The 22,534-nt window shown below is 57.5% G+C and carries 21 protein-coding genes and 1 tRNA gene; 17 read left to right on the top strand and 5 right to left on the bottom strand.

Annotated elements, in window-relative coordinates; genetic code table 11:
• Nucleotides 1-84 precede the first annotated feature (84 nt).
• Nucleotides 85-2,511 (top strand): VPS10 domain-containing protein, encoded by a 2,427-nt coding sequence (locus ACYSMN_RS03530; RefSeq protein WP_488922458.1) that lies wholly within the window; start codon nucleotides 85-87, stop codon nucleotides 2,509-2,511.
• Nucleotides 2,512-2,629: 118 nt separating this feature from the next.
• Entirely contained in the window at nucleotides 2,630-4,447 is a 1,818-nt protein-coding gene (locus ACYSMN_RS03525; RefSeq protein ID WP_488922457.1) for a hypothetical protein, read from the top strand.
• A gap of 196 nt (nucleotides 4,448-4,643) precedes the next feature.
• On the opposite strand, the gene ACYSMN_RS03520 is transcribed toward ACYSMN_RS03525, so the two are convergent.
• A complete protein-coding gene (locus ACYSMN_RS03520) occupies nucleotides 4,644-5,090 on the bottom strand; it encodes a QcrA and Rieske domain-containing protein (protein ID WP_488922456.1) in 447 nt (148 codons plus the stop codon).
• Between the two features lie 359 nt (nucleotides 5,091-5,449).
• Here ACYSMN_RS03520 and ACYSMN_RS03515 point away from each other — a divergent pair, with 359 nt between their 5' ends.
• The 7 genes from ACYSMN_RS03515 to ACYSMN_RS03485 all read left to right on the top strand — a co-directional run bounded on the left by ACYSMN_RS03515 (nucleotide 5,450) and on the right by ACYSMN_RS03485 (nucleotide 11,274).
• Nucleotides 5,450-7,297 (top strand): ABC transporter ATP-binding protein, encoded by a 1,848-nt coding sequence (locus ACYSMN_RS03515; RefSeq protein WP_488922455.1) that lies wholly within the window; start codon nucleotides 5,450-5,452, stop codon nucleotides 7,295-7,297.
• 67 nt (nucleotides 7,298-7,364) lie between these two features.
• Nucleotides 7,365-7,694, top strand: a complete 330-nt coding sequence (locus tag ACYSMN_RS03510) for a hypothetical protein (protein WP_488922454.1) — start codon at nucleotides 7,365-7,367, stop codon at nucleotides 7,692-7,694.
• A 144-nt stretch (nucleotides 7,695-7,838) separates the two neighbouring features.
• Nucleotides 7,839-8,084, top strand: a complete 246-nt coding sequence (locus tag ACYSMN_RS03505) for a hypothetical protein (protein WP_488922453.1) — start codon at nucleotides 7,839-7,841, stop codon at nucleotides 8,082-8,084.
• A 90-nt stretch (nucleotides 8,085-8,174) separates the two neighbouring features.
• On the top strand, nucleotides 8,175-8,504 hold the full coding sequence (locus ACYSMN_RS03500) for a hypothetical protein (RefSeq protein ID WP_488922452.1): 330 nt from the start codon (nucleotides 8,175-8,177) through the stop codon (nucleotides 8,502-8,504).
• A 121-nt stretch (nucleotides 8,505-8,625) separates the two neighbouring features.
• On the top strand, nucleotides 8,626-9,054 hold the full coding sequence (locus tag ACYSMN_RS03495) for a hypothetical protein (protein WP_488922451.1): 429 nt from the start codon (nucleotides 8,626-8,628) through the stop codon (nucleotides 9,052-9,054).
• A gap of 18 nt (nucleotides 9,055-9,072) precedes the next feature.
• The gene (gene lpcA, locus ACYSMN_RS03490; protein WP_488922450.1) at nucleotides 9,073-9,675 is read left to right on the top strand and encodes a D-sedoheptulose 7-phosphate isomerase; all 603 of its coding nucleotides are present in this window, start codon (nucleotides 9,073-9,075) and stop codon (nucleotides 9,673-9,675) included.
• Nucleotides 9,676-9,735: 60 nt separating this feature from the next.
• Nucleotides 9,736-11,274, top strand: a complete 1,539-nt coding sequence (locus tag ACYSMN_RS03485) for a YifB family Mg chelatase-like AAA ATPase (RefSeq protein WP_488922449.1) — start codon at nucleotides 9,736-9,738, stop codon at nucleotides 11,272-11,274.
• A gap of 126 nt (nucleotides 11,275-11,400) precedes the next feature.
• Here the strand turns inward: ACYSMN_RS03485 and ACYSMN_RS03480 are convergent.
• A tRNA-Lys gene (locus ACYSMN_RS03480) sits at nucleotides 11,401-11,476 on the bottom strand.
• 238 nt (nucleotides 11,477-11,714) lie between these two features.
• Here ACYSMN_RS03480 and ACYSMN_RS03475 point away from each other — a divergent pair.
• On the top strand, nucleotides 11,715-12,764 hold the full coding sequence (locus tag ACYSMN_RS03475) for a quinone-dependent dihydroorotate dehydrogenase (RefSeq protein WP_488922448.1): 1,050 nt from the start codon (nucleotides 11,715-11,717) through the stop codon (nucleotides 12,762-12,764).
• A gap of 11 nt (nucleotides 12,765-12,775) precedes the next feature.
• Here ACYSMN_RS03475 and ACYSMN_RS03470 read toward each other — a convergent pair whose 3' ends face one another.
• Nucleotides 12,776-13,885, bottom strand: a complete 1,110-nt coding sequence (locus ACYSMN_RS03470) for an acyloxyacyl hydrolase (protein ID WP_488922447.1) — start codon at nucleotides 13,883-13,885, stop codon at nucleotides 12,776-12,778.
• 198 nt (nucleotides 13,886-14,083) lie between these two features.
• Here ACYSMN_RS03470 and ACYSMN_RS03465 point away from each other — a divergent pair, with 198 nt between their 5' ends.
• The 4 genes from ACYSMN_RS03465 to ACYSMN_RS03450 all read left to right on the top strand — a co-directional run bounded on the left by ACYSMN_RS03465 (nucleotide 14,084) and on the right by ACYSMN_RS03450 (nucleotide 17,252).
• Nucleotides 14,084-14,827, top strand: coding sequence for a porin family protein (locus tag ACYSMN_RS03465; protein ID WP_488922446.1), 744 nt, complete (start codon nucleotides 14,084-14,086; stop codon nucleotides 14,825-14,827).
• 192 nt (nucleotides 14,828-15,019) lie between these two features.
• Entirely contained in the window at nucleotides 15,020-15,613 is a 594-nt protein-coding gene (locus ACYSMN_RS03460; protein ID WP_488922445.1) for a porin family protein, read from the top strand.
• Nucleotides 15,614-15,798: 185 nt separating this feature from the next.
• On the top strand, nucleotides 15,799-16,509 hold the full coding sequence (locus tag ACYSMN_RS03455) for a porin family protein (protein WP_488922444.1): 711 nt from the start codon (nucleotides 15,799-15,801) through the stop codon (nucleotides 16,507-16,509).
• A gap of 149 nt (nucleotides 16,510-16,658) precedes the next feature.
• Nucleotides 16,659-17,252: a porin family protein gene (locus tag ACYSMN_RS03450; protein WP_488922443.1), complete on the top strand. Its 594-nt coding sequence runs from the start codon at nucleotides 16,659-16,661 to the stop codon at nucleotides 17,250-17,252.
• Nucleotides 17,253-17,348: 96 nt separating this feature from the next.
• On the opposite strand, the gene ACYSMN_RS03445 is transcribed toward ACYSMN_RS03450, so the two are convergent.
• Nucleotides 17,349-18,710 (bottom strand): dipeptidase, encoded by a 1,362-nt coding sequence (locus tag ACYSMN_RS03445; protein ID WP_488922442.1) that lies wholly within the window; start codon nucleotides 18,708-18,710, stop codon nucleotides 17,349-17,351.
• Between the two features lie 125 nt (nucleotides 18,711-18,835).
• On the opposite strand from ACYSMN_RS03445, the gene ACYSMN_RS03440 reads away from it, so the two are divergent.
• The 3 genes from ACYSMN_RS03440 (at nucleotide 18,836) to ACYSMN_RS03430 (ending at nucleotide 21,546) form a co-directional block, all read left to right on the top strand.
• Nucleotides 18,836-19,639: an AraC family transcriptional regulator gene (locus tag ACYSMN_RS03440; protein WP_488922441.1), complete on the top strand. Its 804-nt coding sequence runs from the start codon at nucleotides 18,836-18,838 to the stop codon at nucleotides 19,637-19,639.
• Nucleotides 19,640-19,741: 102 nt separating this feature from the next.
• A complete protein-coding gene (locus ACYSMN_RS03435; RefSeq protein ID WP_488922440.1) occupies nucleotides 19,742-20,209 on the top strand; it encodes a VOC family protein in 468 nt (155 codons plus the stop codon).
• Nucleotides 20,210-20,436: 227 nt separating this feature from the next.
• The gene (locus ACYSMN_RS03430; RefSeq protein WP_488922439.1) at nucleotides 20,437-21,546 is read left to right on the top strand and encodes a glycerophosphodiester phosphodiesterase; all 1,110 of its coding nucleotides are present in this window, start codon (nucleotides 20,437-20,439) and stop codon (nucleotides 21,544-21,546) included.
• Between the two features lie 255 nt (nucleotides 21,547-21,801).
• On the opposite strand, the gene plsY is transcribed toward ACYSMN_RS03430, so the two are convergent.
• The gene (plsY, locus tag ACYSMN_RS03425) at nucleotides 21,802-22,440 is read right to left on the bottom strand and encodes a glycerol-3-phosphate 1-O-acyltransferase PlsY (RefSeq protein WP_488922438.1); all 639 of its coding nucleotides are present in this window, start codon (nucleotides 22,438-22,440) and stop codon (nucleotides 21,802-21,804) included.
• Nucleotides 22,441-22,534: the final 94 nt, after the last annotated feature.

Below are 22,534 nucleotides of genomic sequence, written 5' to 3'. Positions count from 1 at the left end.
TTCAATGGCAATTGAGACAAGTCGAACAAGCTTTCTATGTTTGACTGTCAGCAGGTTACTCAACCCGTTCAAAAGACAGAACTTATGGCAAACGCTAATTCTACTTTTTTCAAAATTGTAAAGCTTCTAATCCTGGCCTTACTACCGCAGCTCGCGGCGGCGCAAGCACCCTCCCGTATCAGCTGGCAACCACTGCGCGAACCAGGTAGTGGCGGCGCGATTACGGGCCTAGCCATCAGCCCCCACGACCGGCAACGCCTGCTCATCGGCGGCGATATGTTGGGCGTGGGGATAAGCGAGGATGGGGGCCAGAATTGGCGGGCTACTACTGGTTTTAAGAGCTGGGAAATAGCGGACTTCACCTGGCATCCTACCAACCCGCAGGAAGTGTGGGCCGGCACCATGAGTGGGCCCTACGTGAGCCGCGACGGTGGCCGCACCTGGCAGGAAATGCGCAATGGTTTTCCGGCGCTGGCTAATAACTATACCTGCCCCATTCAAAAGATACTCTTCGACCCTAGTAACGCCCAACGTTTGTTGGCATTTGGAGGCTCGCACCGGGGTTGGGATGGCGGGCCCGGCACCAGCCAGTGGAACGCGGTGTGGGAAAGCACCAACGGCGGCACTTCGTGGCAACGGGTAGGCCAGGTGGGCAACGCCACGGCACCCGGCGTGGTAGCGGCTACGTTCGCCGGCACTTCGTCGGTGCTATTTGCCGCCACCTCTGGGCAGCGCGTATGGAAAAGCACCAACAGCGGGCGCACCTGGATGCCCGCCAACCAGGGCTTACCGACTACCAACATCACCTGGATAACTGCTCACCCCACCAACGCCAACACGCTCTTCGTGAGTACTGACAGCTATGAGGTGAATGGCACGCGGGAGCCGGGCAAGATTTTCCGCTCGCGCGACGGTGGTACTTCCTGGCAGGCCATTACCCAAGGCCTGCACCAAACGCGCGACAATAACTACGTCCTGTGCTCGCACTATGATGTGGTGTCCGTGGCTCCTTCCGACCCCAACGTGCTTTACACCTCGGACATGTCGTACTGGCCCTACGGCATCTTTCGCAGCCAGGACGGCGGCGATACGTGGAGCATGGTACTCGATTACGCGAAAAAGCAGCAGACGCCCACGGCCTACAATCCCGCACCGTGCATGGGCGTGATAACCGTAGACCCGCGCGATGCCCAGCACGTGCTGGCCGGCAACACGGAATACGTGCTGCGCACCACCACCGGGGGCCAAACCTGGCAGGATGTAACCAGTTCGCCAGCCGCCAACGGCGCGTACACGGGGCGTGGTTTTTCGGGCCTGGTCTCGACGGTGGTGCGCTTCAACCCGTACCGGGCCAACCACGCCGTGCTGATGGGACTGGACGACGGTAGATTCTGGCAGAGTCGCGACGGACTGCAAACCTGGATCTGGGGCGGCCAGGGCATGCCCCACTGGAACGGCGGCAACAACGTGACCTTCGCCGGGACCAACGGCGAGGTGATGTACGCCAGCTTCGGGCAGTTTGGCAACTACGGCGGCATCGGCAAAACCACGGACGGGGGGCTAAACTGGACTATCGTACCGGAAAGCGCCTTCCCGGGCTTGGGCGGCAGCAAGGAAGGCGCTGGCGTGTACGCACTGCCCGCTAGCCCCAACCGCGTGTGGGCCTGCCTAGGCGGCACGCTCTACCGCTCTGATAACGGTGGTCAAACCTGGGTTCAGGCGCTGGTCAAACCCAATCTGACGCACATCGAACCCCTGAAAAACACGCCGCTCACCTTCTACGTCAGTGGCTCGGAAGGTGTGTACGAAACCACCGATGGCATCAATTTTCGGTTGCTGCCCGGTAGCCCGGCCAACGCCACCAAGCTGCGCGTAGACCCCAGCAACGACGGCCGGCTCTACGTGACGGCTTGGCGTGCTGCGGCTGGTGGCCTGTGGAAACGCGAAAACAACGCCTGGACCCGCATCAGCACCGACGCTACCATCAGCGACGTAGACGTGGACCCCAGCAACAGCCAGCGCCTGGTCGTCGTCACCAACGACCACCCTTACCACGATGCCGCTTACGTGTCGGGCGTGTCGGTGTCGGATAACGGGGGCAGCACTTGGAGCCAGCAGAATGACGGCTTGGCCATGTTACGCATCGAAACCATTCGATTCAACCCGTTTCAGGCCGGGCAATTGGTGCTGGGTACTTACGGACGCGGGTTTTTCCGGGGTCAGTTGACCAACGCCACCGTCACGGCCACACGCGCCGGTACCGAGCAAGCACGCACTTTCGCTCTTTATCCTAATCCCGCCGCCGCATCCGTTATCCTGGACCTGACCACGCTGCCTGCCGGCCACTACCAGCTTACGGTGTCGGACTTGCTGGGCCGGGTTTGCCACGGGCAGCCGGTGAACGGCGGGCAACGCGTGCAGCTTACTACGCAGCGGCTCGCGGCGGGCTCCTATATAGTGCAAGTACGCGGGGCAGGAAACACCTATTCGCAGCAGTTGCACAAGGAATAGGGGAACCGTTCGTTTGTGGAAGCGCCCGGATTTACGGCAGTTACAGCCGCAAGTCCGGGCGCAACTGCGTAGGTTTGTTGCCCCATTGCCCGCTTCGTGTGCGCGGCTTTATTCTTTTATGAAAAAAACTCTGCTCTTTCTGGTGCTGAGCACGTTGCTGAGTGGCTTTGCCGCCGGGCAAAGTATGTCGCTCAAGTTCGATGGTCCCGTTCCACCCGCCGACTCGCTCCAAGCTACCGCGGCGGCGCTATCGAAACAATACCCCCAAGGCACCACCACCGTACCGCTCGACCAGGATGTATACCGGCTGATTGACCGCTACGCCATCAAATACGGCTCCGACTCGCTGAGCGACCCGCACACGGCCGTGCGGCCCTACACCCGCGCCGCCGTAGCCCGGCTGGCCGAGCGGATGCTGGCCGACAGTGCCAATCTTTCGCGCCAGGACCGCTTCAATGCTGAATACCTGCTGCGCGACAACTGGAACTACACGACGCGAGCCGAAGTGCCCAACCGCAGCCGTCGGCCCCTGCTGAAGCATTTCTACCAGCGCCAGTCCGATCTGTACAGTCTCACCATCCCAGATTTTACGTTGCGCGTGAACCCGGTGCTGGGCCTTTCCGCCGGCCGGGACTCGGAAATCGATGGCCTGCGCTACCTCAACACCCGCGGCGTGCAGGTAGAAGGCACCATCGACGAACGGCTGGGCTTTTACACCTTCCTGGCCGACAACCAGATGGCCGTGCCGCTCTACGTGCAGCAGCGCATTGAGCGCGACCAAATCGTGCCGCACGAAGGGTACTGGAAATTCTTCAAAACCATAGGCGGCAGCCAGTACGATTTCTTCACGGCGCGCGGCTACATCACCTACGCGGCCACCAAGCACATCAACGTGCAGCTCGGCCACGACCGTAACATCATCGGTAACGGCTACCGCTCCCTCATTCTTTCCGATTACAGCACCCCCTACTTCTTCCTGAAGCTGAATACGCGTATCTGGAAGTTCAACTACCAGAACCTGTTTACGGAGATGACCGTGGAGCGCAGCCGCGACGCGGCCGGCAGCCCCATTGATACCGTGTACCAGAAAAAATACCTGAACGTGCATCATTTGAGCTTTGATGTGACGCCCAACTTCAACGTAGGCGTGTACGAGGCGGTGGTGTTTGCGCGCGGGACGGGCCGCTACGAGCTGCAATACCTCAACCCCATCATCTTCTACCGAGCCATTGAGCAGCAAACCGGCTCCGGCGACAACGCTATTCTGGGCCTCGATTTTAAATGGAACATCCGGCGCCAGGCGCAGATCTACGGCCAGCTGGTGCTCGATGAATTTCTGTTGAGCCGGGTGCGGGAGCGTAAAGGCTGGTGGGCCAACAAGCAAGCCTTCCAGCTGGGTGCGAAGTATGTGGACGTGGCTGGCATTCGCAACCTCGACGTGCAGGCCGAGTTCAACTTCATCCGGCCGTATACCTACCAGCACGAAGACCAGTACACCAACTTCCAGCACTATCAGCAGCCCCTAGCGCACCCCATGGGCGCCAACCTCTATGAACTGCTGGGCATCCTCAGCTACCAACCCATTCCGCGCTTGCAGCTCGTGGGCAAGGCTTTCTATACCGTGCAGGGCCTCGACCGTACCATCACGACTACGGACTCTATACCGAAGCTGGTGAATGTGAACTACGGCGGCAACGTGCTGCGCTCTTACAACGACAGTCGGCCCGGCGACTTTGGCAACAAGGTCGGCCAAGGCAACCAAACCCGCCTGCTGCACCTCGATTTTACGGCTTCCTACCAGCCCCGCCACAATGTATGGCTCGACGCTAAGCTCCTCGTACGGCGCCAAACCTTCACCGACAGCCCCGCGCAAAACACCGTGTTTCCCTCCCTAGCCCTGCGCTGGAATATCGCCCAACGCCTGCACGAGTTTTAAACTGTCATTGCGAGCGGAGCGAAGCAATCCTTCCTCTCTGTGAGACAAGCCTACTGAAGCAACAAGTGCTCCGTCGTTAGAAGCTAATCCTAACGACGGAGCACTTGTCTTATAAGTAAAGTTTTCAGCATCGAGAGGAAGGATTGCTTCGCGCTGCTCGCAATGACAACGGGCTTTGGCTGAAGCTCGTGCTGCATTAGCCAACTACGCGGAGCGAGCTGCCAGTTTGCGTTACGGTGTAGCGTTTGAGAGCCGCGGCCGCGGGGCCATTAACTACCGTGCCATCGGGATTGAAGCGGGAGCCGTGATTGGGACAGAAAAACACGGTGTTGGCCGATTGGAACACGACGCTGGTACCTTGGTGCGTGCAGGGCGCGGCCACCGCAATAAAACTACCAGCTGTGGTTTTCGCCACAATAACCTGGTTGTTGGCGCCGTACACGTAGCCCACGGCGGGGTCGTTGAGCGGAGCATTGGCAGCAGCGCTTAGGTCGAGGGTGAAGTCGACGCCGCTGCTGGTAGGCGGTGTGGGCGCGGGCGTGCTGCCGTCGTTGTCGTCTTTACTGCATCCGCCGAGGCAGCCACCAGCCAGTACCGACACGGCCCCTAAGCCGAAAAGTTGAATGAATTCGTTGCGTTTCATGCGGCGAACAGGGAAAGAGAAGGAAGAAAATTGCTTTAGCTTCCTACTCGTCCGTAGCTGCGCAAAGGTTGCTTCAATGCAACTTCGCAGCCCGTGTGTCCACAGAAGTGCAATGTAGCCCCGGCAACCCCAGAAAAATCGGTACGTGCTGGCCCAACTCCCTCGGCTCAAACTCAGGCTACGCAATGGAGATGGGAGCAAAAGTGCCTAAACCGGAGAGCAGCTTCAAGCAATCAGGCAACAATAAACGTCTATGCTCTTTTCTACATGGTTCTACAACAAAGACTGCTTCATCTTCCAAGACTTATGCCTAAGCCCTCAGCAGCCTCCGATAGATATAAAGTACATTTGCGGCTTCCATGAAGACCTACCTTCGCATTCTTAGTTATGCCCGGCCGCTGGCGGGCGTACTGCCGCAGTACCTGCTGTATACGGTGCTCAACATCGTTTTCGGCCTGGCCAACTTCACGCTCATCATCCCGCTGCTGAGTGTGCTGTTCGACAAGACCGACAACATTCCGCTGCAGGCCCCAAACCAGCTGCCCGCCTTCCGCCCTAGCTTCGATTGGGCTAAGGAAACGTTCTACTACTTCTTCTCCGACGTGCTGGCGACCCAGGGTAAAATGGGTGCCTTGGCTTTCGTGTGCGCCGTGGTGGTGACATCGGTGCTGCTGAGCAACGTGTTTCGCTACCTGAGCCTGCGGCTGTTGGCGCGGGTGCGAGCCCGCGTGATTCGTAATCTGCGCTATCACCTCTATCAGCGCGTACTGGGCTTGCAACTCGGCTTCTTCAGCACTCAGCGCAAGGGCGACTTAATGTCGCGTTTCACGAGTGACGTGCAGGAAGTGGAAAGCTCGGTGGTGAATACGATGACGGCCGTTATCCGGGAACCGCTGAATATCGTGGCCTACTTCGCGCTGCTGTTTTACATTTCCACGCCGCTTACGCTGTTTACGCTGGTGCTGCTGCCCATTTCTGGGGGGCTGATTGCGGGCATCGCCAAGCGCCTACGCCGCCAGGCCGAGCAAAGCCAGTCCACGCTGGGCTCCATGCTTTCCGTTATTGATGAGACGTTGGGCGGGGTGCGCGTCATCAAGGCTTTCAACGCGCAGGACTACATCAGGGGCAAATTTGAGGCGCAAAACGACCAGTACGCCCGCACCTCGCGCCACATGGACAACACCCGCGACCTGGCCTCGCCGTTTTCGGAAGTCGCGGGCGTGTCGGTGGTAGCAGGGCTGCTGTATTTCGGCGGCACGCTTATTCTGGGCGGCAACTCCGGGCTGACGGGCGAAACGTTTATTGGTTACGTGATTCTGTTTTCGCAGGTGCTCACGCCGGCCAAGGCACTATCGGCTTCGTTTAGCGCCATTCAGCGCGGGCTGGTAGCTGGTCGGCGGGTGCTGAGCGTCATCGACACTGACCCTATCATCCGCGACAAGCCCGACGCCAAGATTCTGCCCAACTTCGAGCAGCAGATTGAGCTGCGTAACCTGCAATTCAGCTACGGTGATGTGCCCGTACTCCAGCACATCAACCTAACCATTGAGAAAGGCAAAACTGTGGCTCTCGTAGGGCCCAGCGGTTCCGGCAAAAGCACCCTCGCCGACTTGCTTCCGCGTTTCTACGACCCTACCGGTGGCCAAATCCTCATCGACGGCCACGACGTACGCGAGTGCACCATTCATTCGGTGCGCGAGCAAATGGGCATCGTGACGCAGGAGAGCATCCTCTTCAACGACTCGATTCTCAACAACATCCGCTTCAACACCGTTGCCACCGAAGAACAGGTGATGGAAGCCGCCCGCATCGCTAATGCGCACGACTTCATCATGGCCACGCCCGACGGCTACCACACCATGATTGGCGACCGAGGCAGCCGGTTGTCGGGGGGGCAGCGGCAGCGCCTGAGCATCGCGCGCGCCATCCTGCGCAATCCGCCCATCCTCATTCTCGATGAAGCCACCTCTTCCCTTGATACCGAGAGCGAAAAGCTGGTACAAGAGGCCCTCACGCGCCTTATGCAGAGCCGTACTTCTCTCGTCATCGCGCACCGGCTGAGCACCGTGCAGCACGCCGACGAAATCATTGTGCTGCACCAAGGTCGCATTGTGGAGCGTGGCACGCACGAGGAACTGCTGCGCCAGTCCGGGGGCCTTTACCAACGCCTAAGCCAGCTGCAAGCCACCAACGCGGCGCTGGTGTAACGGCCTTTTCGGCTATTTTCGTAGCTTCTAGGCCTCTCCTTCGTTTTGCATCTTTTCCTGCTGTGCTATGACACATTCCCGGTTTTTATTGTACGCACTAGGAAGCATGATTTTGGGGATGATTCTCTGGATGGTGTACTTCTTTTACTTCCACACCGATGGCCACGGCAGTATAATTCGCCGGGCCGAGAGTCCTGAAGCGGAAGCCCGTGGCCAGAGTCTGCTTACTCGCGCCGATGCTCTAATGGCCCGCGGCGAGTACGACCCGGCCCGTCAACTCCTAGACTCCCTGCGGGACGCCGATCTGAACGAAGCCGTCTTTATCGACACCGACGCCCTCATGCAACGCTACGATTCTCTGCGAGTCCAGCGGTACCGGGCCGCCCACGCACAATAAGCTGCCAGCTAGTTCTTCTCCTTCTACGGCAACTTCTACAGCAGCTTCCAATTCGGGGTAACGTGCGTCCCGAGCAGCGCGAGGAACAACACGCTACCCCGAATTGGAAACCGCTCTATTTCTAAGCACCAAGCACTAAAAACAATGAAGACTCCCTGGTACCGCTCGCCCTGGTTCTGGATACTGGCTTTGTTTATCTTGGGCATTCGGATAGGCTACAAGATGCGTCGGACCGAGCAATCCAGCGGCTATGAGTCACGTCTCGAATCAATAAAGGCCCGCAACGAGCGCCTGAAAGAGCAGCTAAAGACCAATGAGGCTTCTTCCTCGGCAACCGTAGTCATAGCCGATTCGGCCTTATTAGTCGACTCCATAGCTGCTACGCGGTAACCTCACTTGCGTGGTTGGTTCCAAGCAGCCCTCCATGATGTACGCTGTAGGAAAACCTCCTTACTTCTAAGCTCTCATTATAGGTTCTTTATGACCGATTCCACGCGCAACCGGGTAGCCACACTGATTGCGCTACTGCTGTTGTTTCGCTTAGGCATGTGGGCTTGGAACACGTATTCTCGTCACCAACAAGCCCAAGCCGAAGCCGCGCTGCAAAGCAAACTTCTGGCTAGCCTAGACTACGATACCGCACTGCTGCGCGCCCAAGCCCTACTCGCCCAACTCGACACCGCCGCCGCTGCGCGGCTACTCGACTCGCTCGGTCGCCAGCCCACCGAACATTTGTTTGGGATAGAGCGCCAGAAGCTACGGCAGCTCCAGCTTCGGCTCGACTCTGTGCGGGCGGCCGGGCGGCGGTAGGCCGAAGCCAAGCGAGCTTGACGGTAAAAGCCAAACAGAACCAGCAAAACCCTATATTTAACCCGCCTGGCGCTTTTTTGCGTACAGGAGCCATTGTTCTCCCACCTAGCTCCACCGACTCATGCTTGCTTTGAAACGCCTAGTTACCATTCTGGTGATGCTCTATATTCTGCTGGCGCTGCTGCTCATTTTCAGCCCCGGCTCCCGCGACGGCCTGATGTCCGTTACAGCTGGCACCACCAATAGCACTGGTTTCTTCTACACGCTCTTCCTCGTGGGTGTAGTGCTCCTGGCCTTGCAGCTCATCACCGAAAACCTCGACAGCACGCTACTCCGCCGCGACGTGGCCTCCCGCGAAAGCAAGATCAACGAACTTAAGGCCCGTCTCTACGACCAGCAGCTAGAGCACCGTAATTCGGCCGCTGGCGCGCCGCGCACGGGCACTACCGTACACCCCGAAGGCTACGTGGTTCCCACCCCTACCGTGCAGCCCACTCCCGTACAGCCCATACAACCCGCCCCTCGCCGCGACGACGCGCCGCTGGCGTAGCCGACCTATCTTCGCGTCGTGACTACCGCTGCCCCTCTCACCGACCTTATCCGGGCGGAGCTAACTGAAGCCCGCACCGTGCTGGACCGTTTTCTGGCTGAACCCGCCAACCTCGCCGCCATCGAACAAGCCGCCCGCCTCATGGCCGATAGCCTGCGCGGCAACGGTAAAATCTTGAGCTGTGGCAACGGTGGCAGCCTCTGCGACGCTCAGCACTTCGCCGAAGAGCTAACCGGTCGCTACCGCCAAAACCGGCCTGCGCTTGGTGCCATTGCCCTCACCGAAGCCTCGCACATGAGCTGCGTAGCCAATGATTTCGGCTACGACTACATCTTCAGCCGCTACGTGGAAGCCCTCGGCCGCCCCGGCGACGTGCTGCTTGCCATCAGTACCAGCGGCAACTCGCCCAACGTGCTACGCGCTGCCGAAGCCGCTAGGGCCGCCAATATGAAAGTGGTTGGCCTGACAGGCAAGGACGGGGGAAAGCTAGCGGCTCTCTGCAATGTGGAAATTCGGGCCCCGCACCAGGGCTACGCCGACCGGGTGCAGGAAATCCACATCAAAGCCATCCATATCATGATTATGCTGATTGAGCAATTGGTGGCTGAAGGAGGCGCTTAGTCACTCGTCGGCATTTCTTCTATCTTCGCCGACCTTCACTATATTCTTCCAAGCTGATTTATGCTCACCAAGACCTTCGGCTCGGCCGTGCAGGGAGTAAATGCCTATACCATCACCATTGAAGTAGTTGTTTCGCAGGGCACCAATTTCTTCGTGGTTGGGCTGCCCGACAATGCCATCAAGGAAAGCCAGCAGCGTATTGAAGCGGCGCTCAAATTTCGGGGTTACCGGATGCCGCGCACGAAGGTGGTTGTGAATATGGCTCCGGCCGATATTCGCAAAGAGGGCTCGGCCTACGACTTGCCCATTGCGCTCGGCATTCTGCACGCCTCGCAGCAGCTGAACACGGAGCGCCTGGGCGAGTACATTATCATGGGAGAAATGGCGCTCGATGGCGTGTTGCGTCCCGTTCGGGGGGTGTTGCCCATTGCTATCCAGGCCCGCAAGGAAGGCTTCAAGGGTTTCATTCTGCCCAAAGAAAACGCGCAGGAAGCGGCCATCGTCAACAACCTCGACATCATCCCGGTCGAGACCATGCAAGAGGCCATCGACTTCTTTGAGGGCCGCCTCGACATCACGCCGCTGGTGATAGATACGCGGGACGTATTTCAGCACGAGGCCAACCAGTACGCCGCTGATTTTGCTGATGTGCAGGGTCAGGAAAACATCAAACGCGCCCTCGAAATAGCCGCGGCCGGCGGGCACAACGTCATTATGATCGGCCCGCCCGGCGCGGGCAAAACCATGCTGGCCAAGCGCTTGCCAACTATTCTGCCGCCGCTCACCATATTAGAGGCGCTGGAGACTACGAAGATTCATTCCGTGGCGGGCAAGCTCGGCGCCAACGCTTCCCTGCTCGGCACGCGCCCTTTCAGGGCGCCGCATCACACAATTTCTGATGTGGCCCTGGTTGGCGGCGGTGGAAATCCGCAGCCGGGTGAAATCTCGCTGGCGCACAACGGCGTGCTGTTCCTAGACGAATTACCGGAATTTAAACGGACAGTCCTGGAGGTGATGCGCCAGCCGCTGGAAGAGCGCCGCGTCACGATTTCGCGGGCTAAGGTGAGCATCGACTTTCCGGCCAACTTCATGCTTATCGCCAGCATGAACCCCTGCCCTTGCGGCTACTACAATCATCCGGAGAAAGAATGCGTGTGCGGTCCAGGCGTGGTGCAGCGCTACCTCAACAAAGTTAGCGGCCCACTCCTCGACCGTATTGATCTGCACGTGGAAGTAACGCCTGTCACGTTCGACCAGATGACGGAAACGCGCAAAGCGGAATCGAGCCAGGAAATTCAGGTGCGTGTAGATCGCGCCCGGCAGGTGCAGGCGAAACGTTTCGAGACGTTTCCCGATATCTATTCCAACGCCATGATGCCGCCGCAGATGGTGAAAGACATTTGCCAGATCAACACGGCGGGCCGCACGCTGCTCAAAACGGCCATGGAGCGCCTCGGCCTTTCCGCCCGCGCCTACGACCGAATCCTGAAAGTGGCTCGCACCATCGCCGACCTCGGCGGCACCGACGACATCCGTATCGAGCACCTGGCCGAAGCCATTCAATACCGCAGTCTAGACCGTGAAGGGTGGGCAGGCTGATGCTGGTTTGAGCGTGGAGGAGTTTAAAGCTTTCTACACAGCATCCTCAGATTCCTCGCTTTGCTGGGCTTGACAAAATTCAACTAGAAATAAAAAAGCCTGTTTGCACGTTGCAAACAGGCTTTTTGGTGATCCCGCTGGGATTCGAACCCAGGACCCATACATTAAAAGTGTATTGCTCTACCAGCTGAGCTACAGAATCGTTTTCCCTGGACGAAGAAAATACTTTCTGCGGAAGGGATGGCAAAAGTACTAGGTGCGTTTGTTTCCTCCAAACTTTTTCTGTTCCGCGCCTACGTATGCCAGGTCTACCCGCCTTCAGCTTCCTAGCTTTCAGCAATATACTTCCGCAAATAAAATTTCAGAGCCTTGCTATCGAAACGGTCTTGCGCTAACAGAATAAGTGGGAGCTTTGCAATTCGAAACTCCTGCGGCCCGCCATGTATAAAGCGTTTCTGAAGCCCTTATTCTTTCAGCTCGATGCGGAGAAGGCGCATCATTTAGTCTTCGATAACTTGCAACGAATGCACCGGCTGCCAGGCGCTTCGGCGCTCATGCGCGGCCTCTACGATTTTCAGCACTTTAGTCTGGAGCGTGAAGTATTCGGGTTGAAGTTTCGCAATCCGGTGGGGCTGGCGGCCGGCCTCGACAAAAACGCGGAACTGACGCGGGAGTTAGGTGCGCTAGGTTTCGGCTTCGTGGAAATTGGGACCGTGACGCCCAGGCCGCAGCCCGGCAATCCACTGCCGCGCCTGTTCCGGCTCCCCCAGGATGAGGCGCTGCTGAATCGCATGGGCTTCAACAACGATGGGGCCCATGTGGTGGCTGAACGGCTACGGCAACGGCGCGGACCCGGTCTCATCATCGGGGGCAATATTGGCAAGAACAAAGACACGCCTAATGAGGAAGCGGCTCAGGATTACGTAGCCTGCGTGGAAGCTCTACACGCGGTAGTCGATTATTTCGTGGTAAACGTGTCGTCGCCGAATACGCCGGGGCTGCGGCAGCTCCAGGAGCGGGAGCCGCTGATTCGGCTGCTCCAACAGGTGCAAGAGCGCAACGCTACCCTGCCCACACCCCGCCCGCTACTGCTCAAAATAGCGCCCGACCTCACCGATTCCCAGCTCGACGACATTTTGCTCATTGCCCGCGAAACGCAACTCAGCGGCCTGGTCGCCACCAACACCACCATCAGCCGCGCCGGTCTGCAAACGGCCGATGGGCACGTCAGCAGTTTGGGCGCCGGGGGCCTGAGTGGCCGGCCACTGCGCCAGCGCGCCACCGATGTGATTCGCTATTTGCACCGCCACAGCCAGGGTGCGCTGCCCATTATTGGCGTGGGCGGCATTCACTCGCCAGCCGATGCGCAGGAGAAGCTAGCAGCTGGGGCCTCACTGGTACAGCTCTATACTGGGTTTGTGTACGAGGGCCCGGGGCTAGTGAAACGCATCAACCAGCAATTAGCTCAGAAAAGCAACCAAGCCAAGTAGCGTCTCAGGCGCTACAGCTTCACGCCGACTTTCCACTCTACTACATCGGCGGAGCCACGGTGCACTTTCAGGTCCACGGCACCGAATAACTGTTCCGTGAAGTGATATTTCAGGCCTAGGCGCTCGTAGTAGAACTTGTTGGACTTGTAGGGATTATAGAAGTAGAAGCCCAAGTGCGACACGAAGGCTAGCCGCCCGAACAATAGCTCATGCCCAACAACGACACCGGCTTTCTTCACGTCGGGTAGGTTGTCGGTGGTGCGAGCCGTGTCACGAAGCTCCGAGCGGAGGCTTCGGTCGTAGAAACCCTCTATACCCGCCAGCAAGTTGCTTTTGCGCCCTACGCGCCGTCCTATTAATGCCGATACCGACTGCACCAAGTACTTCTCCCGATCAATGGGATTACGCTGTTTAAAGCCTAGGCTGGTACTCAGGTTCAGGAAGTTGCGACCGAGGTCAGCAGGTGTATCGTCGGTGGGTGCGGCAATGGGCACGAAGGGCCGCTGCTGATGGTAATTAAGGCCCACAAACACAGTAGGTAAGTTGATGCCGAAGTTGGGCTTGGTGGTGGCACCGTTGGAATAATGGTTCAGCCCCAGCCCCACTAATAGGCCGAGGTGCTCGGCCACCGCCATATCGTATTCCAATCGCAGCTGTATCGTAGCATTCAGCCGTGAACTGACGATGGTATTTTTATGGTTGGATTCGAGGTCGAAGGGATTCGAAAAGTACGCCAGCCCCGTGCCTAGCCGGAAATTCACTTCGTGTTTGGGGGTGCGCAGAAAGCTTTTATTGATGTAGATAGTGCTGGCGTACGACTTTCCTAGCGTCGGATTGTGGTAGTCGTAATACACCAGTGCCAGCCCTACTTTAGGGTAGCGGTACCAGGCATGCCAGGGCGCGGAGCCATTGGTTTGGCGCTGCACATTCAACTCAACACCAGTGGGGTGCGACACTGCCAGATGCTTGACGGCGGGGGTGTGGGCGAGAATGAAACTCCCCTGGGCATAGGCACCTAACACGACAGGGCCCGGCGCTACTTGCTGGGCTCGCAACGGCAAAGTGAGCAACAATAGCGTCAGCCCGAACAGCTCACACTTCCAACGTATATGCAACTTCATAATTCAACAGAGAGGGTGCGAAAATACGGATTGCTACAGTAGAGATAGAACCTATGTTGGAATATTAATTTTCTGTGGCGCTGTAACATTCTAGTATAATTTTTCGATAACAGCCCCTGGAAACGGCCCACTGAGGGCCCTATGGCCCAGGTTCGTGTCGTTCGTTTTGTGCATGTCACCTCATCCCCCCTACTAGCTATGAAAAAGTTTTTTGCCCTCACATTGGCTTTGGCTTCGGCCGCCACATTTGCTCATGCCCAAGATGCGGGCGGCTTCCGCATCGGCGTGAAAGCTGGCGCTACTTACTCGAACGTCTCCGGCGACGACGTGTCGCAGTTCACGGGTCCTAATTACAGCACCGACCTCGGCGACTACAAGCTCGGGTACAACGCTGGTGTATCGCTCAGCATTCCGCTCAGCAGCGACGGTTTCTTCTCCATTGCGCCCGAACTGCTCTACAACCGCAAAGGCTACGAAATCAAATCCAACCAGACCACCAACTTGCCCACCAACGTCTCCAAGATAGAGACTGAGCAACAGCGTGTATTGCACTACATCGACTTGCCTATTCTGGCTAAGATTAACGCAGGCGGGTTTTTCTTTGAACTAGGACCGCAGGTGAGCTACCTGTTTGGCTCGCGAGTAAAGAACCAAACAACAACCAAATACACGGACGGTACGAAAGACAAAAACGAAGACCGTTCGGAATTTGTGGATTACCTAGGCGGCATCCGCGGCGAGAAATACAAAGGTGACCTGTCGAACGTTGACATTAGCGGGCTGGCTGGTCTAGGTTACATGAGCGAAGGCGGCTTGAGCATAGGCTTACGCTACGCTCGTGGCTTCAATTCGCTCCTTGACACCAAGGACACCGACAACGAGCCCAAGGCTTTCAACAACGCCTATACGCTGCAAGTCGGTTATCTGATTCCGACCAAGTAGTAAGCTTCCGTAGTTTCTACCGCACCGGCCGCTCCATTCGTGGGGCGGCCGGTTTTTGTATGGGCATACCTACTGTTGAGAATAAGTAACAAAAACTCAACAATAATATAAGATTATACCAAAGGCATATAGTAATTTTGGGCGTTGCGGGGCGTCTCGCATTTTCCCCTCTCTCACATCCTTTTTCTATCTATGAAAAAAGTTTTTCTCTCTCTAGCCTTGGCCGCCGGTGTTGTATCGTTCAGCCACGCACAAGGTGTTAAAGTTGGTTTGAAAGGTGGTATCAACCTTTCTAATTTCTCTGGTGACGATGCCGAAGATTCTGCCTTGAAAATTGGGCCGCTAGTTGGTGCAACGCTAAACTTAGGCATCAATGACATGATTTCGGTCCAGCCTGAGATCCTGTACTCTGTCAAAGGTGATCAGAGTGAAGACGATAGCGATTTCAAAATAAACGCCAGCTACATCGACGTCCCAGTACTGTTCCGAGTTGACGCTGAAGGTTTGTTCTTTGAAGCTGGCCCGCAACTAGGTGTCCTAGTCGCGGCGAAAGCCAAAGATGAAGACAATTCACAGGATGTCAAGGACTCTTTCAACACGATCGACTTCGGCTATGTAGCAGGCGTAGGTTACCAGTTGGATGGCGGCTTCAACCTTGGCCTGCGTTATAATGGTGGCATCACTAACGTGGCCAAAGAAGTGGAAATTTTGGGCACAAAAACCCAAGCGAAGGTTCGCAACAGTGCTTTTCAGTTCTATGTAGGCTACCGTTTCGGCGGTAAATAAGCTTCCCCTGACTTAATAGCAAAAAGCCCGTTTCCGTGTAGGAGGCGGGCTTTTTTTCTGGTTTACCAAACCATCTATACTACTCTATACAGAGTGTGAGCCGCCTTGCTGCTTCTCACTCTGGCACGCTTTTCGTCTTCCGGGGCCAACAGTGTAGTTTTCTTCACTCCTTTTGCTCCCCACTCATGAAACGTTCCCTGCTCTTCATCGGCGCACTCTCGACGGCCGCTGTTTTTTCTTCCTCTGCTGCTCATGCCCAGGGCGTGCGCCTGGGCCTGCGGGCCGGCGCTAACTACTCCAATCTGGCTGGCAACATCCAACACGAAAACACCTACAACAACAAAGTCGGCTTTCTGGGCGGCGTGATGCTGAACGCCGACGTAACCGGCGACGGGTTCTTCTCCATTCAGCCCGAACTACTGTACTCGCAGAAGGGCTTCGAGAACAAGCCCACCGCCTACGACAACACCATTGCTGGCATTGGCTATAAGGAACAGCGCGAAGGCAATGTCAACTACAATTACCTTGACTTGCCGGTGCTGCTCAAAATCAATGCGGGCGGGTTCTATCTGGAAGGTGGGCCGCAGGTATCATACTTACTCAGCTCCAGCAACGAAACCCGCGTGACACGCACCAACGCGCTTACGGGCCGGGCGGAGACCTTCGAGACGCAGAACAAAAACGACATCAGCCAACTCAACCGCACCGAGCTGGGCTACGCGGCTGGCCTCGGCTACCAGGCCGCCAATGGCCTCAGCCTGGGCCTGCGCTACACTGGCGCCTTCAATGATTTGGTGAAAAGCGGCACCGACGGCACCTATTTCAACGGCGACCTGAAAAACGCCCGCCATTCCGCGTTCCAAGCTTCCATTGGCTACCTGATTCCCAACAAGTAGGCTTCCCGTCTCTCTCCCGGTGCTACTTGTATAGCCCCTTTCCCGCGCGGAAAGGGGCTTTTTGCTGGTCTACCTAGCAGCCTCCACCGTTTTCCTCGTAGTTTTGTGCCCATACTCTCCTCTGGACTTTGCCCCATTTGCTACCTCATATGCAGAAACTGTTTCTGACCTTCGCCGTGTTGGCTGCTGCCACGGTGGGCGCCCACGCGCAAGACGTTGATTTTGGCTTGAAAGCAGGTGGCTCGCTCACCAACTTCACCGGCGACGCCGCCAAAGATTCTGAAAGTAAATTTGGCTTTCACGTGGGCCTGTTAGCTAATCTGGGCATCAACAGCACCTTCTCTATTCAGCCCGAATTGCTGTATTCGCAGAAAGGCGCGAAGGCCAACGTTGGCCCCATCGAAATAACCAGCAAGTTCAACTACATTGATGTGCCCGTACTAGTCCACGTGGATGCCCGCGGGCTGTTTTTTGAGCTAGGCCCGCAGATTGGGTTCTTGGTAGCGGCCAAAGCAGAGTCTGGCAGCGTGTCGACGGATGTGAAAGACAGCTATAACTCCGTTGATTTTGGGTACGTGGGTGGTCTGGGTTATCAACTGTCGGGCGGCCCGGGCATTGGGCTGCGCTACAACGGTGGGTTTAGCAAAATTCCCAAGGAAATCACCCTCGGCAACACCACCATCCAATCTGACCTGCGCAACAGCGCCGTGCAGCTCTACGTCACTTACCTAATTGGTAAATAGCGCCGGTTTCCACCGCGCTTTCAGTAAGACGATAAGTAACAAAAAGGCCTCTGCACATGCAGAGGCCTTTTTGTTGAGCTGCTGATTTCTTCCAGCCTACTGCATAGCCGCCGCGTAGTTGCGGTAAAAGTGCGGGATGGTTTCGATGCCTTTCAGGAAGTTGAAAACGCCGTAATGCTCGTTGGGCGAGTGAATGGCGTCGGAGTCAAGGCCGAAACCGAGCAGCACGGTGTCGAGGCCCAGCTCGTTTTTGAACATGGCCACGATGGGAATGGAGCCACCGCCGCGAGTAGGAACGGGACGCTTGCCGAAGGTGGTTTCCATGGCGTCGGCCGCCGCTTTGTAGGCCACGGAGTCGGTGGGCGTTACCACGGGCTCGCCGCCGTGGTGGGGTTTCACGACTACCGTTACACCCGCCGGCGCGATGCTTTCGAAGTGGCGCTGGAACAGTTGCGTGATGTCGTCGGAAACCTGGTTGGGCACCAGGCGCATGGAAATCTTGGCGTGGGCCTTGGAGGCGATAACCGTTTTGGCGCCTTCGCCGGTGTAGCCGCCCCAAATGCCGTTCACGTCGAGCGTGGGCCGGATGCCGATGCGCTCCGTGGTGGTGTAGCCGGCCTCGCCGTGGATGTCTTTGAGGCCGATGCTCTGCTTGAATTCCTCGTCGGAGTGAGGCACGCGGTTTAGTTCGGCGCGTTCCTCGGCGTTCAGCTCGGCCACCTTGTCGTAGAAGCCGGGGATAGTGACGTGGTTGTTTTCGTCGTGCAGGCTGGCAATCATCTTGCAGAGCACGTTGATGGGGTTGGGCACGGCCCCGCCGTAGAGGCCGGAGTGCAAGTCGCGGTTCGGGCCGGTTACTTCTACCTCCACGTAGCTCATACCGCGCAGGCCCACCTCAATGCTGGGCTGGTCGTTGGCCAGCATGCCGGTGTCGGAAATCAGAATCACGTCGGCCTTCAGTCTCTCTTTGTTGGCCCGCACGAAGAGGCCGAGGTTGTTGGAGCCGATTTCCTCTTCGCCTTCCACCATGATCTTCACGTTGCAGGGTGCGCCGCCGTTCTTGAGCATGGTTTCCAGCGCTTTCACATGCATATACACTTGGCCTTTGTCGTCGCAGGCGCCGCGGGCGTAGATTTTTTCGTCTTTGATGACCGGCTCGAAAGGCGGCGAGTTCCACAGCTCGTAAGGGTCGGCGGGCTGCACATCGTAGTGGCCGTAGACGAGCACCGTGGGCAGGCTAGGGTCGATGATTTTCTCGCCGTACACGATGGGGTTGCCGGCCGTGGGGCACAGCTCCACGTTCTCGACGCCAATTTCTTCGAGGCGGGTCTTGAGGTAGTCGGCCGCCTTCAGCACGTCGCCGTGAAACTTAGGATCGGCGGATACGGACGGGATACGCAGCCAGTCGAGCAGCTCGCTCAGGAAACGGTCTTTGTTGTCTTCGAGGTAAGAAGCCATGCGGGCAGTACGGGTTAGTTGGGAATCTGGGGTAAAAGTAACAAGGATTTGCCCGCACCAGCAGGCGCCTTTTCACCTTTACGCTTCCCGTGATACCACTACACCACCAGCTAATACACCGTTTTATGAATACCTTCCTCGCTCACATGGAGCAGGAACTGACTTCGTACACCACTAAGCTTCCCGTTGAGGCGGCGCTACAGGCGTACATCGAATGCTTCTGGATGCAGCCAGCTAGTGAGCTGGTCTCGCACCAGCGTATCCTACCCGACGGCTGCACCGATATCATCTACTGTCTACCCCCGCTGCGTACGGCTGGTAACGGCATGGTCCATCGGCCGGGCGCTTATTTGGTAGGTACCATGACTACGGCTCAACGTCCTTCCGCCGTAGTGCAAACGGCTGACTTGCTGGGCATCCGGTTCCGGCCGGGCGGCATCTATCCTTTCCTGAAATTACGGCTGTCGGCTTTTACAAACCGGATGTTGCCGCTGGCCTCCGCCGTACCGGGGCAGGACTGGGAAGCCGACCTAGCCACCCAGCCAACCTGGGCGCAACGGCTAAGCGCACTGGAGGAACTGTTGCTTGCTCGGTTGCCGCTTCAGGCCCGCACCGTGGCCCCTGCTATGCCGTGGGCCGAGTTTCTGCAAGCTTCGGATGGGCCGGATGTGCTGGATCAATTGGCTTCGCAGGCGGGCGTGAGTCGGCGCCACCTGGCCCGGCAGTTCGGGCAATACGTGGGCGTAGCGCCTAAAATGCTAAGCCGTATTCTCCGCTTTCGTCGCTTGTGCGGCATCCTCCGCAACCACCCCCAGGATAGTCTCATGGGCATTGCCTTCGACCAGGGCTACACCGACCACGCCCACCTGACCAAAGAATTCAAGAAATTCAGCGGCCTGCCGCCCACGGCGTTTTTCAGGAGCAAGTAAAAACCAGTAGCGCGAAGCTCTGGCCGAAATAGACATGTCCGGTTTTTACAAAAGCGCCGGGGTACTGGGCGTCTACTTTTGTGCCAACCATTGCAACTTCATATGATTCGTTGGCTTCCCGGCCTTGCTGCCGCCTTGGGTAGCCTTGGTCTCCTTTTCCTCAACTTTTCTTCTCCGCCCACTCCCGCTACCATGCTCCAGCTCACTCCCAATCTCATGGTGAAAGACGTACGCCAAACCGTCGAATTTTACCAGCGCCACCTCGGCTTTCAGGTGCTTACTACCGTTCCTGAACAAGCTCCTTATGCCTTTGCGCTGGTGCAAGCGGGCCAAGTGCAACTCATGTTTCAGGAAGAGAAGAGCCTCAAAGAAGAATACCCCGTACTCGACTCCAAACAGCCAGGACCAGGTCTCACACTTTATATAAAGGTGCAGGACGTCAACCACCTCTACGAGCAGCTAAAAGGCCAAGTTCAGATTCTGAAAACTCCGCACAAAATGTTTTACGGCGCCACCGAATTCGCTATTCAGGACAACAACGGCTACGTGCTCACGCTCTCCGGCGAATAGCCAAACGGCAACTGCCTGCCATGCCCACGCCCCGGTCACCTTGCGGTAGTCGGGGCGTGGGCATGCGCGTGATATAGCATGGTACCGGATAAGGATGCAGTGCCAGAGCACTAGATGGGTGCTGGGCGCCCCCAGAATCAGTTGCTTTCGGTAGGAATTCGATAACCTGCGCTTAACCCAGAAGTGACATTGAAAGCGAATTTTTGGGTTCACTATTCCAACCCATCATGCATAAGATTCTTTACCTGGTTGCCGTAGCTTGCACGCTGATGACTACTGCCTGCCAAGACGACGATGATAGTGCACCCGCACAATACAAAACGCTCGACGGCAGGGCTCCTTTAGTCATTGCGCACCGTGGTGCTTCGGGCCTATATCCGGAGCATACTTTAGAAGCCTACAAGGCAGCCATTGAGCAGGGTGCCGATTTTGTGGAACAGGATCTGGTGCTCACCAAAGACCAGGTGCTGATTTGCCGACACGAGCCCATGCTCTCCGGCACCACCAACGTGGCCGACAAGCCTGAATTCGCAAACCGCAAAACCACCAAAATCCTGGACGGCGTATCGACCACCGACTGGTTTGCCAATGACTTCACCCTGGCCGAAATCAAAACCTTGCGGGCCAAACAGGCCATGGCCGACCGGCCACAACAGTATAACGGGCAGTATTTGATTCCTACCTTTCAGGAAGTAATTGATCTGGTGAAGGCGCAGTCCTTGGCAACAGGCCGGACCATCGGCATCTACCCCGAAACCAAGCACCCTACCTTCCACGAGAGCCAGGGCTTGCCTTTAACCAGCAAGTTGATGGAAGCTCTTACCGCCGCTGGCTGGAACAGCAAGGAAGCGCCCGTGTACGTGCAGTCGTTTGAGGTGAGCAACCTGCGCACCATCCGCAGCCAGTACCGCTCGACGGTGAAAATAGTGCAGCTCTACGACGCCTACGACGTGGCTGAGAACGGCAGCATGGTGATGACGGCTCCCAACGGGCAGCCGTACGATTTCGTGGTGGCGGGCGATGCGCGCACCTACAACGACCTCGCCACCGATGCCGGCCTGGATTTCGTGAAAACCTACGCCGATGGTATTGGCCCCTGGAAGCCCTTCATCCAGTCCTACGTAGCCTCCACCAAAGCCTCGCTGCCTGCCACGTCGCTCATTGAGCGGGCCCACCAGCGCGGCCTGATTGTGCACGCCTACACTTTCCGCAACGAAAGCCGGTACCTGCTGCCCGCCTACAACAACGACCCCAAGGCGGAGTACAAAAACTTCTACAACCTAGGCCTCGACGGCGTCTTCACCGACTTCACCGCCACCGCTGTAGAAGCCAAATAACTCTTCCTTCGATTTGTGGCCCGGGCTTCGGTCCGCAGTTCCTGTACCGTGGCGAAGTCCGTCACGAAATTGGGCTGCGGACTAAAGTCCGGGCCACAGTTCGTTAGGCGGCTTGAGTTGCGGCGGCGGGCGGCCCAGCCCCATTCCCGCTAACGTCAGACGAACATCTTGCACGGCTGTGCCCAATGGCATATTACGTTGGCAGGTTTCAACCAGCGCCAGCGTAGTTCGGCTTGTGGGCAGGTGCAGCCCATACTACTTTTTCCACGGCAGCGGCACTTTGCTTTCGGTGCCGGCGCGGAGGCGGCCGATGTTGGCGCGGTGGGTGTAAATGAGCAGGGCCGCCAGCACAAAACCAAACCACACGAGCAGCTGATTCTGGGGCCGGAACGGGGGTAGCAATTGCAGCAGCGCGAAGGCCACACCCGCCGTCATGGAAGAGAGCGAAACGTATTGAGTTGTGGCCAGCACTGCCAGAAATACTAGGATGCAAATGCCCACCGTAGCAGGCGCGATGGCCAGCATCATGCCCAGCACCGTAGCCACGCCCTTGCCGCCCCGGAACCCCGCAAACACCGGGTAGATGTGCCCCACTATAGCCAAAATGCCGCAAGCCAGCTGGAAATACAGCAGCTGCCCCGGCGCAATAGCGCCCTGCCGCAGCATAAGCAGCGCCAGCGACGTAGCGGCCCAGCCCTTGAGCACATCAATGGCCATGACAAAAGAGCCCGGCTTTTTGCCCAATACTCGGAAGGTGTTGGTGGCGCCGGCATTGCCAGAGCCATGCTCTCGAATGTCGAGGCCGAAGAAGCGGCGGCCCACCCACAGGGCCGTTGGGATGGAGCCGAGCAGATAGGCGGCCACGAGCAGACCGAGGATGAGCGGGATGTTCATGCGGGTAAATGTAGGGCGGCGCAACGTAGCGCGGAAATCCGTTCCGCGCCTGAGCGGAGCGAGTATTTGGGCTAGGCCTTTCGGTGCCGTGGTG

This window comes from Hymenobacter sp. M1-2 (assembly GCF_057808495.1).
Note: the sequence above shows the minus strand (reverse complement) of the source record. Positions and strands in the feature narration are given on the sequence as shown.

Coding starts and splice junctions, on each gene's coding strand:
- ACYSMN_RS03445 (WP_488922442.1), bottom strand. CDS start 18,710: ATGGCTTCTTACCTCGAAGACAACAAAGACCGTTTCCTGAGCGAGCTG.
- ACYSMN_RS03485 (WP_488922449.1), top strand. CDS start 9,736: ATGCTCACCAAGACCTTCGGCTCGGCCGTGCAGGGAGTAAATGCCTAT.
- ACYSMN_RS03520 (WP_488922456.1), bottom strand. CDS start 5,090: ATGAAACGCAACGAATTCATTCAACTTTTCGGCTTAGGGGCCGTGTCG.
- ACYSMN_RS03495 (WP_488922451.1), top strand. CDS start 8,626: ATGCTTGCTTTGAAACGCCTAGTTACCATTCTGGTGATGCTCTATATT.
- ACYSMN_RS03475 (WP_488922448.1), top strand. CDS start 11,715: ATGTATAAAGCGTTTCTGAAGCCCTTATTCTTTCAGCTCGATGCGGAG.
- ACYSMN_RS03455 (WP_488922444.1), top strand. CDS start 15,799: ATGAAACGTTCCCTGCTCTTCATCGGCGCACTCTCGACGGCCGCTGTT.
- ACYSMN_RS03435 (WP_488922440.1), top strand. CDS start 19,742: ATGATTCGTTGGCTTCCCGGCCTTGCTGCCGCCTTGGGTAGCCTTGGT.
- plsY (WP_488922438.1), bottom strand. CDS start 22,440: ATGAACATCCCGCTCATCCTCGGTCTGCTCGTGGCCGCCTATCTGCTC.
- ACYSMN_RS03450 (WP_488922443.1), top strand. CDS start 16,659: ATGCAGAAACTGTTTCTGACCTTCGCCGTGTTGGCTGCTGCCACGGTG.
- ACYSMN_RS03470 (WP_488922447.1), bottom strand. CDS start 13,885: ATGAAGTTGCATATACGTTGGAAGTGTGAGCTGTTCGGGCTGACGCTA.
- ACYSMN_RS03465 (WP_488922446.1), top strand. CDS start 14,084: ATGAAAAAGTTTTTTGCCCTCACATTGGCTTTGGCTTCGGCCGCCACA.
- ACYSMN_RS03500 (WP_488922452.1), top strand. CDS start 8,175: ATGACCGATTCCACGCGCAACCGGGTAGCCACACTGATTGCGCTACTG.
- ACYSMN_RS03430 (WP_488922439.1), top strand. CDS start 20,437: ATGCATAAGATTCTTTACCTGGTTGCCGTAGCTTGCACGCTGATGACT.
- ACYSMN_RS03505 (WP_488922453.1), top strand. CDS start 7,839: ATGAAGACTCCCTGGTACCGCTCGCCCTGGTTCTGGATACTGGCTTTG.
- ACYSMN_RS03460 (WP_488922445.1), top strand. CDS start 15,020: ATGAAAAAAGTTTTTCTCTCTCTAGCCTTGGCCGCCGGTGTTGTATCG.
- ACYSMN_RS03510 (WP_488922454.1), top strand. CDS start 7,365: ATGACACATTCCCGGTTTTTATTGTACGCACTAGGAAGCATGATTTTG.
- ACYSMN_RS03515 (WP_488922455.1), top strand. CDS start 5,450: ATGAAGACCTACCTTCGCATTCTTAGTTATGCCCGGCCGCTGGCGGGC.
- ACYSMN_RS03525 (WP_488922457.1), top strand. CDS start 2,630: ATGAAAAAAACTCTGCTCTTTCTGGTGCTGAGCACGTTGCTGAGTGGC.
- ACYSMN_RS03530 (WP_488922458.1), top strand. CDS start 85: ATGGCAAACGCTAATTCTACTTTTTTCAAAATTGTAAAGCTTCTAATC.
- ACYSMN_RS03440 (WP_488922441.1), top strand. CDS start 18,836: ATGAATACCTTCCTCGCTCACATGGAGCAGGAACTGACTTCGTACACC.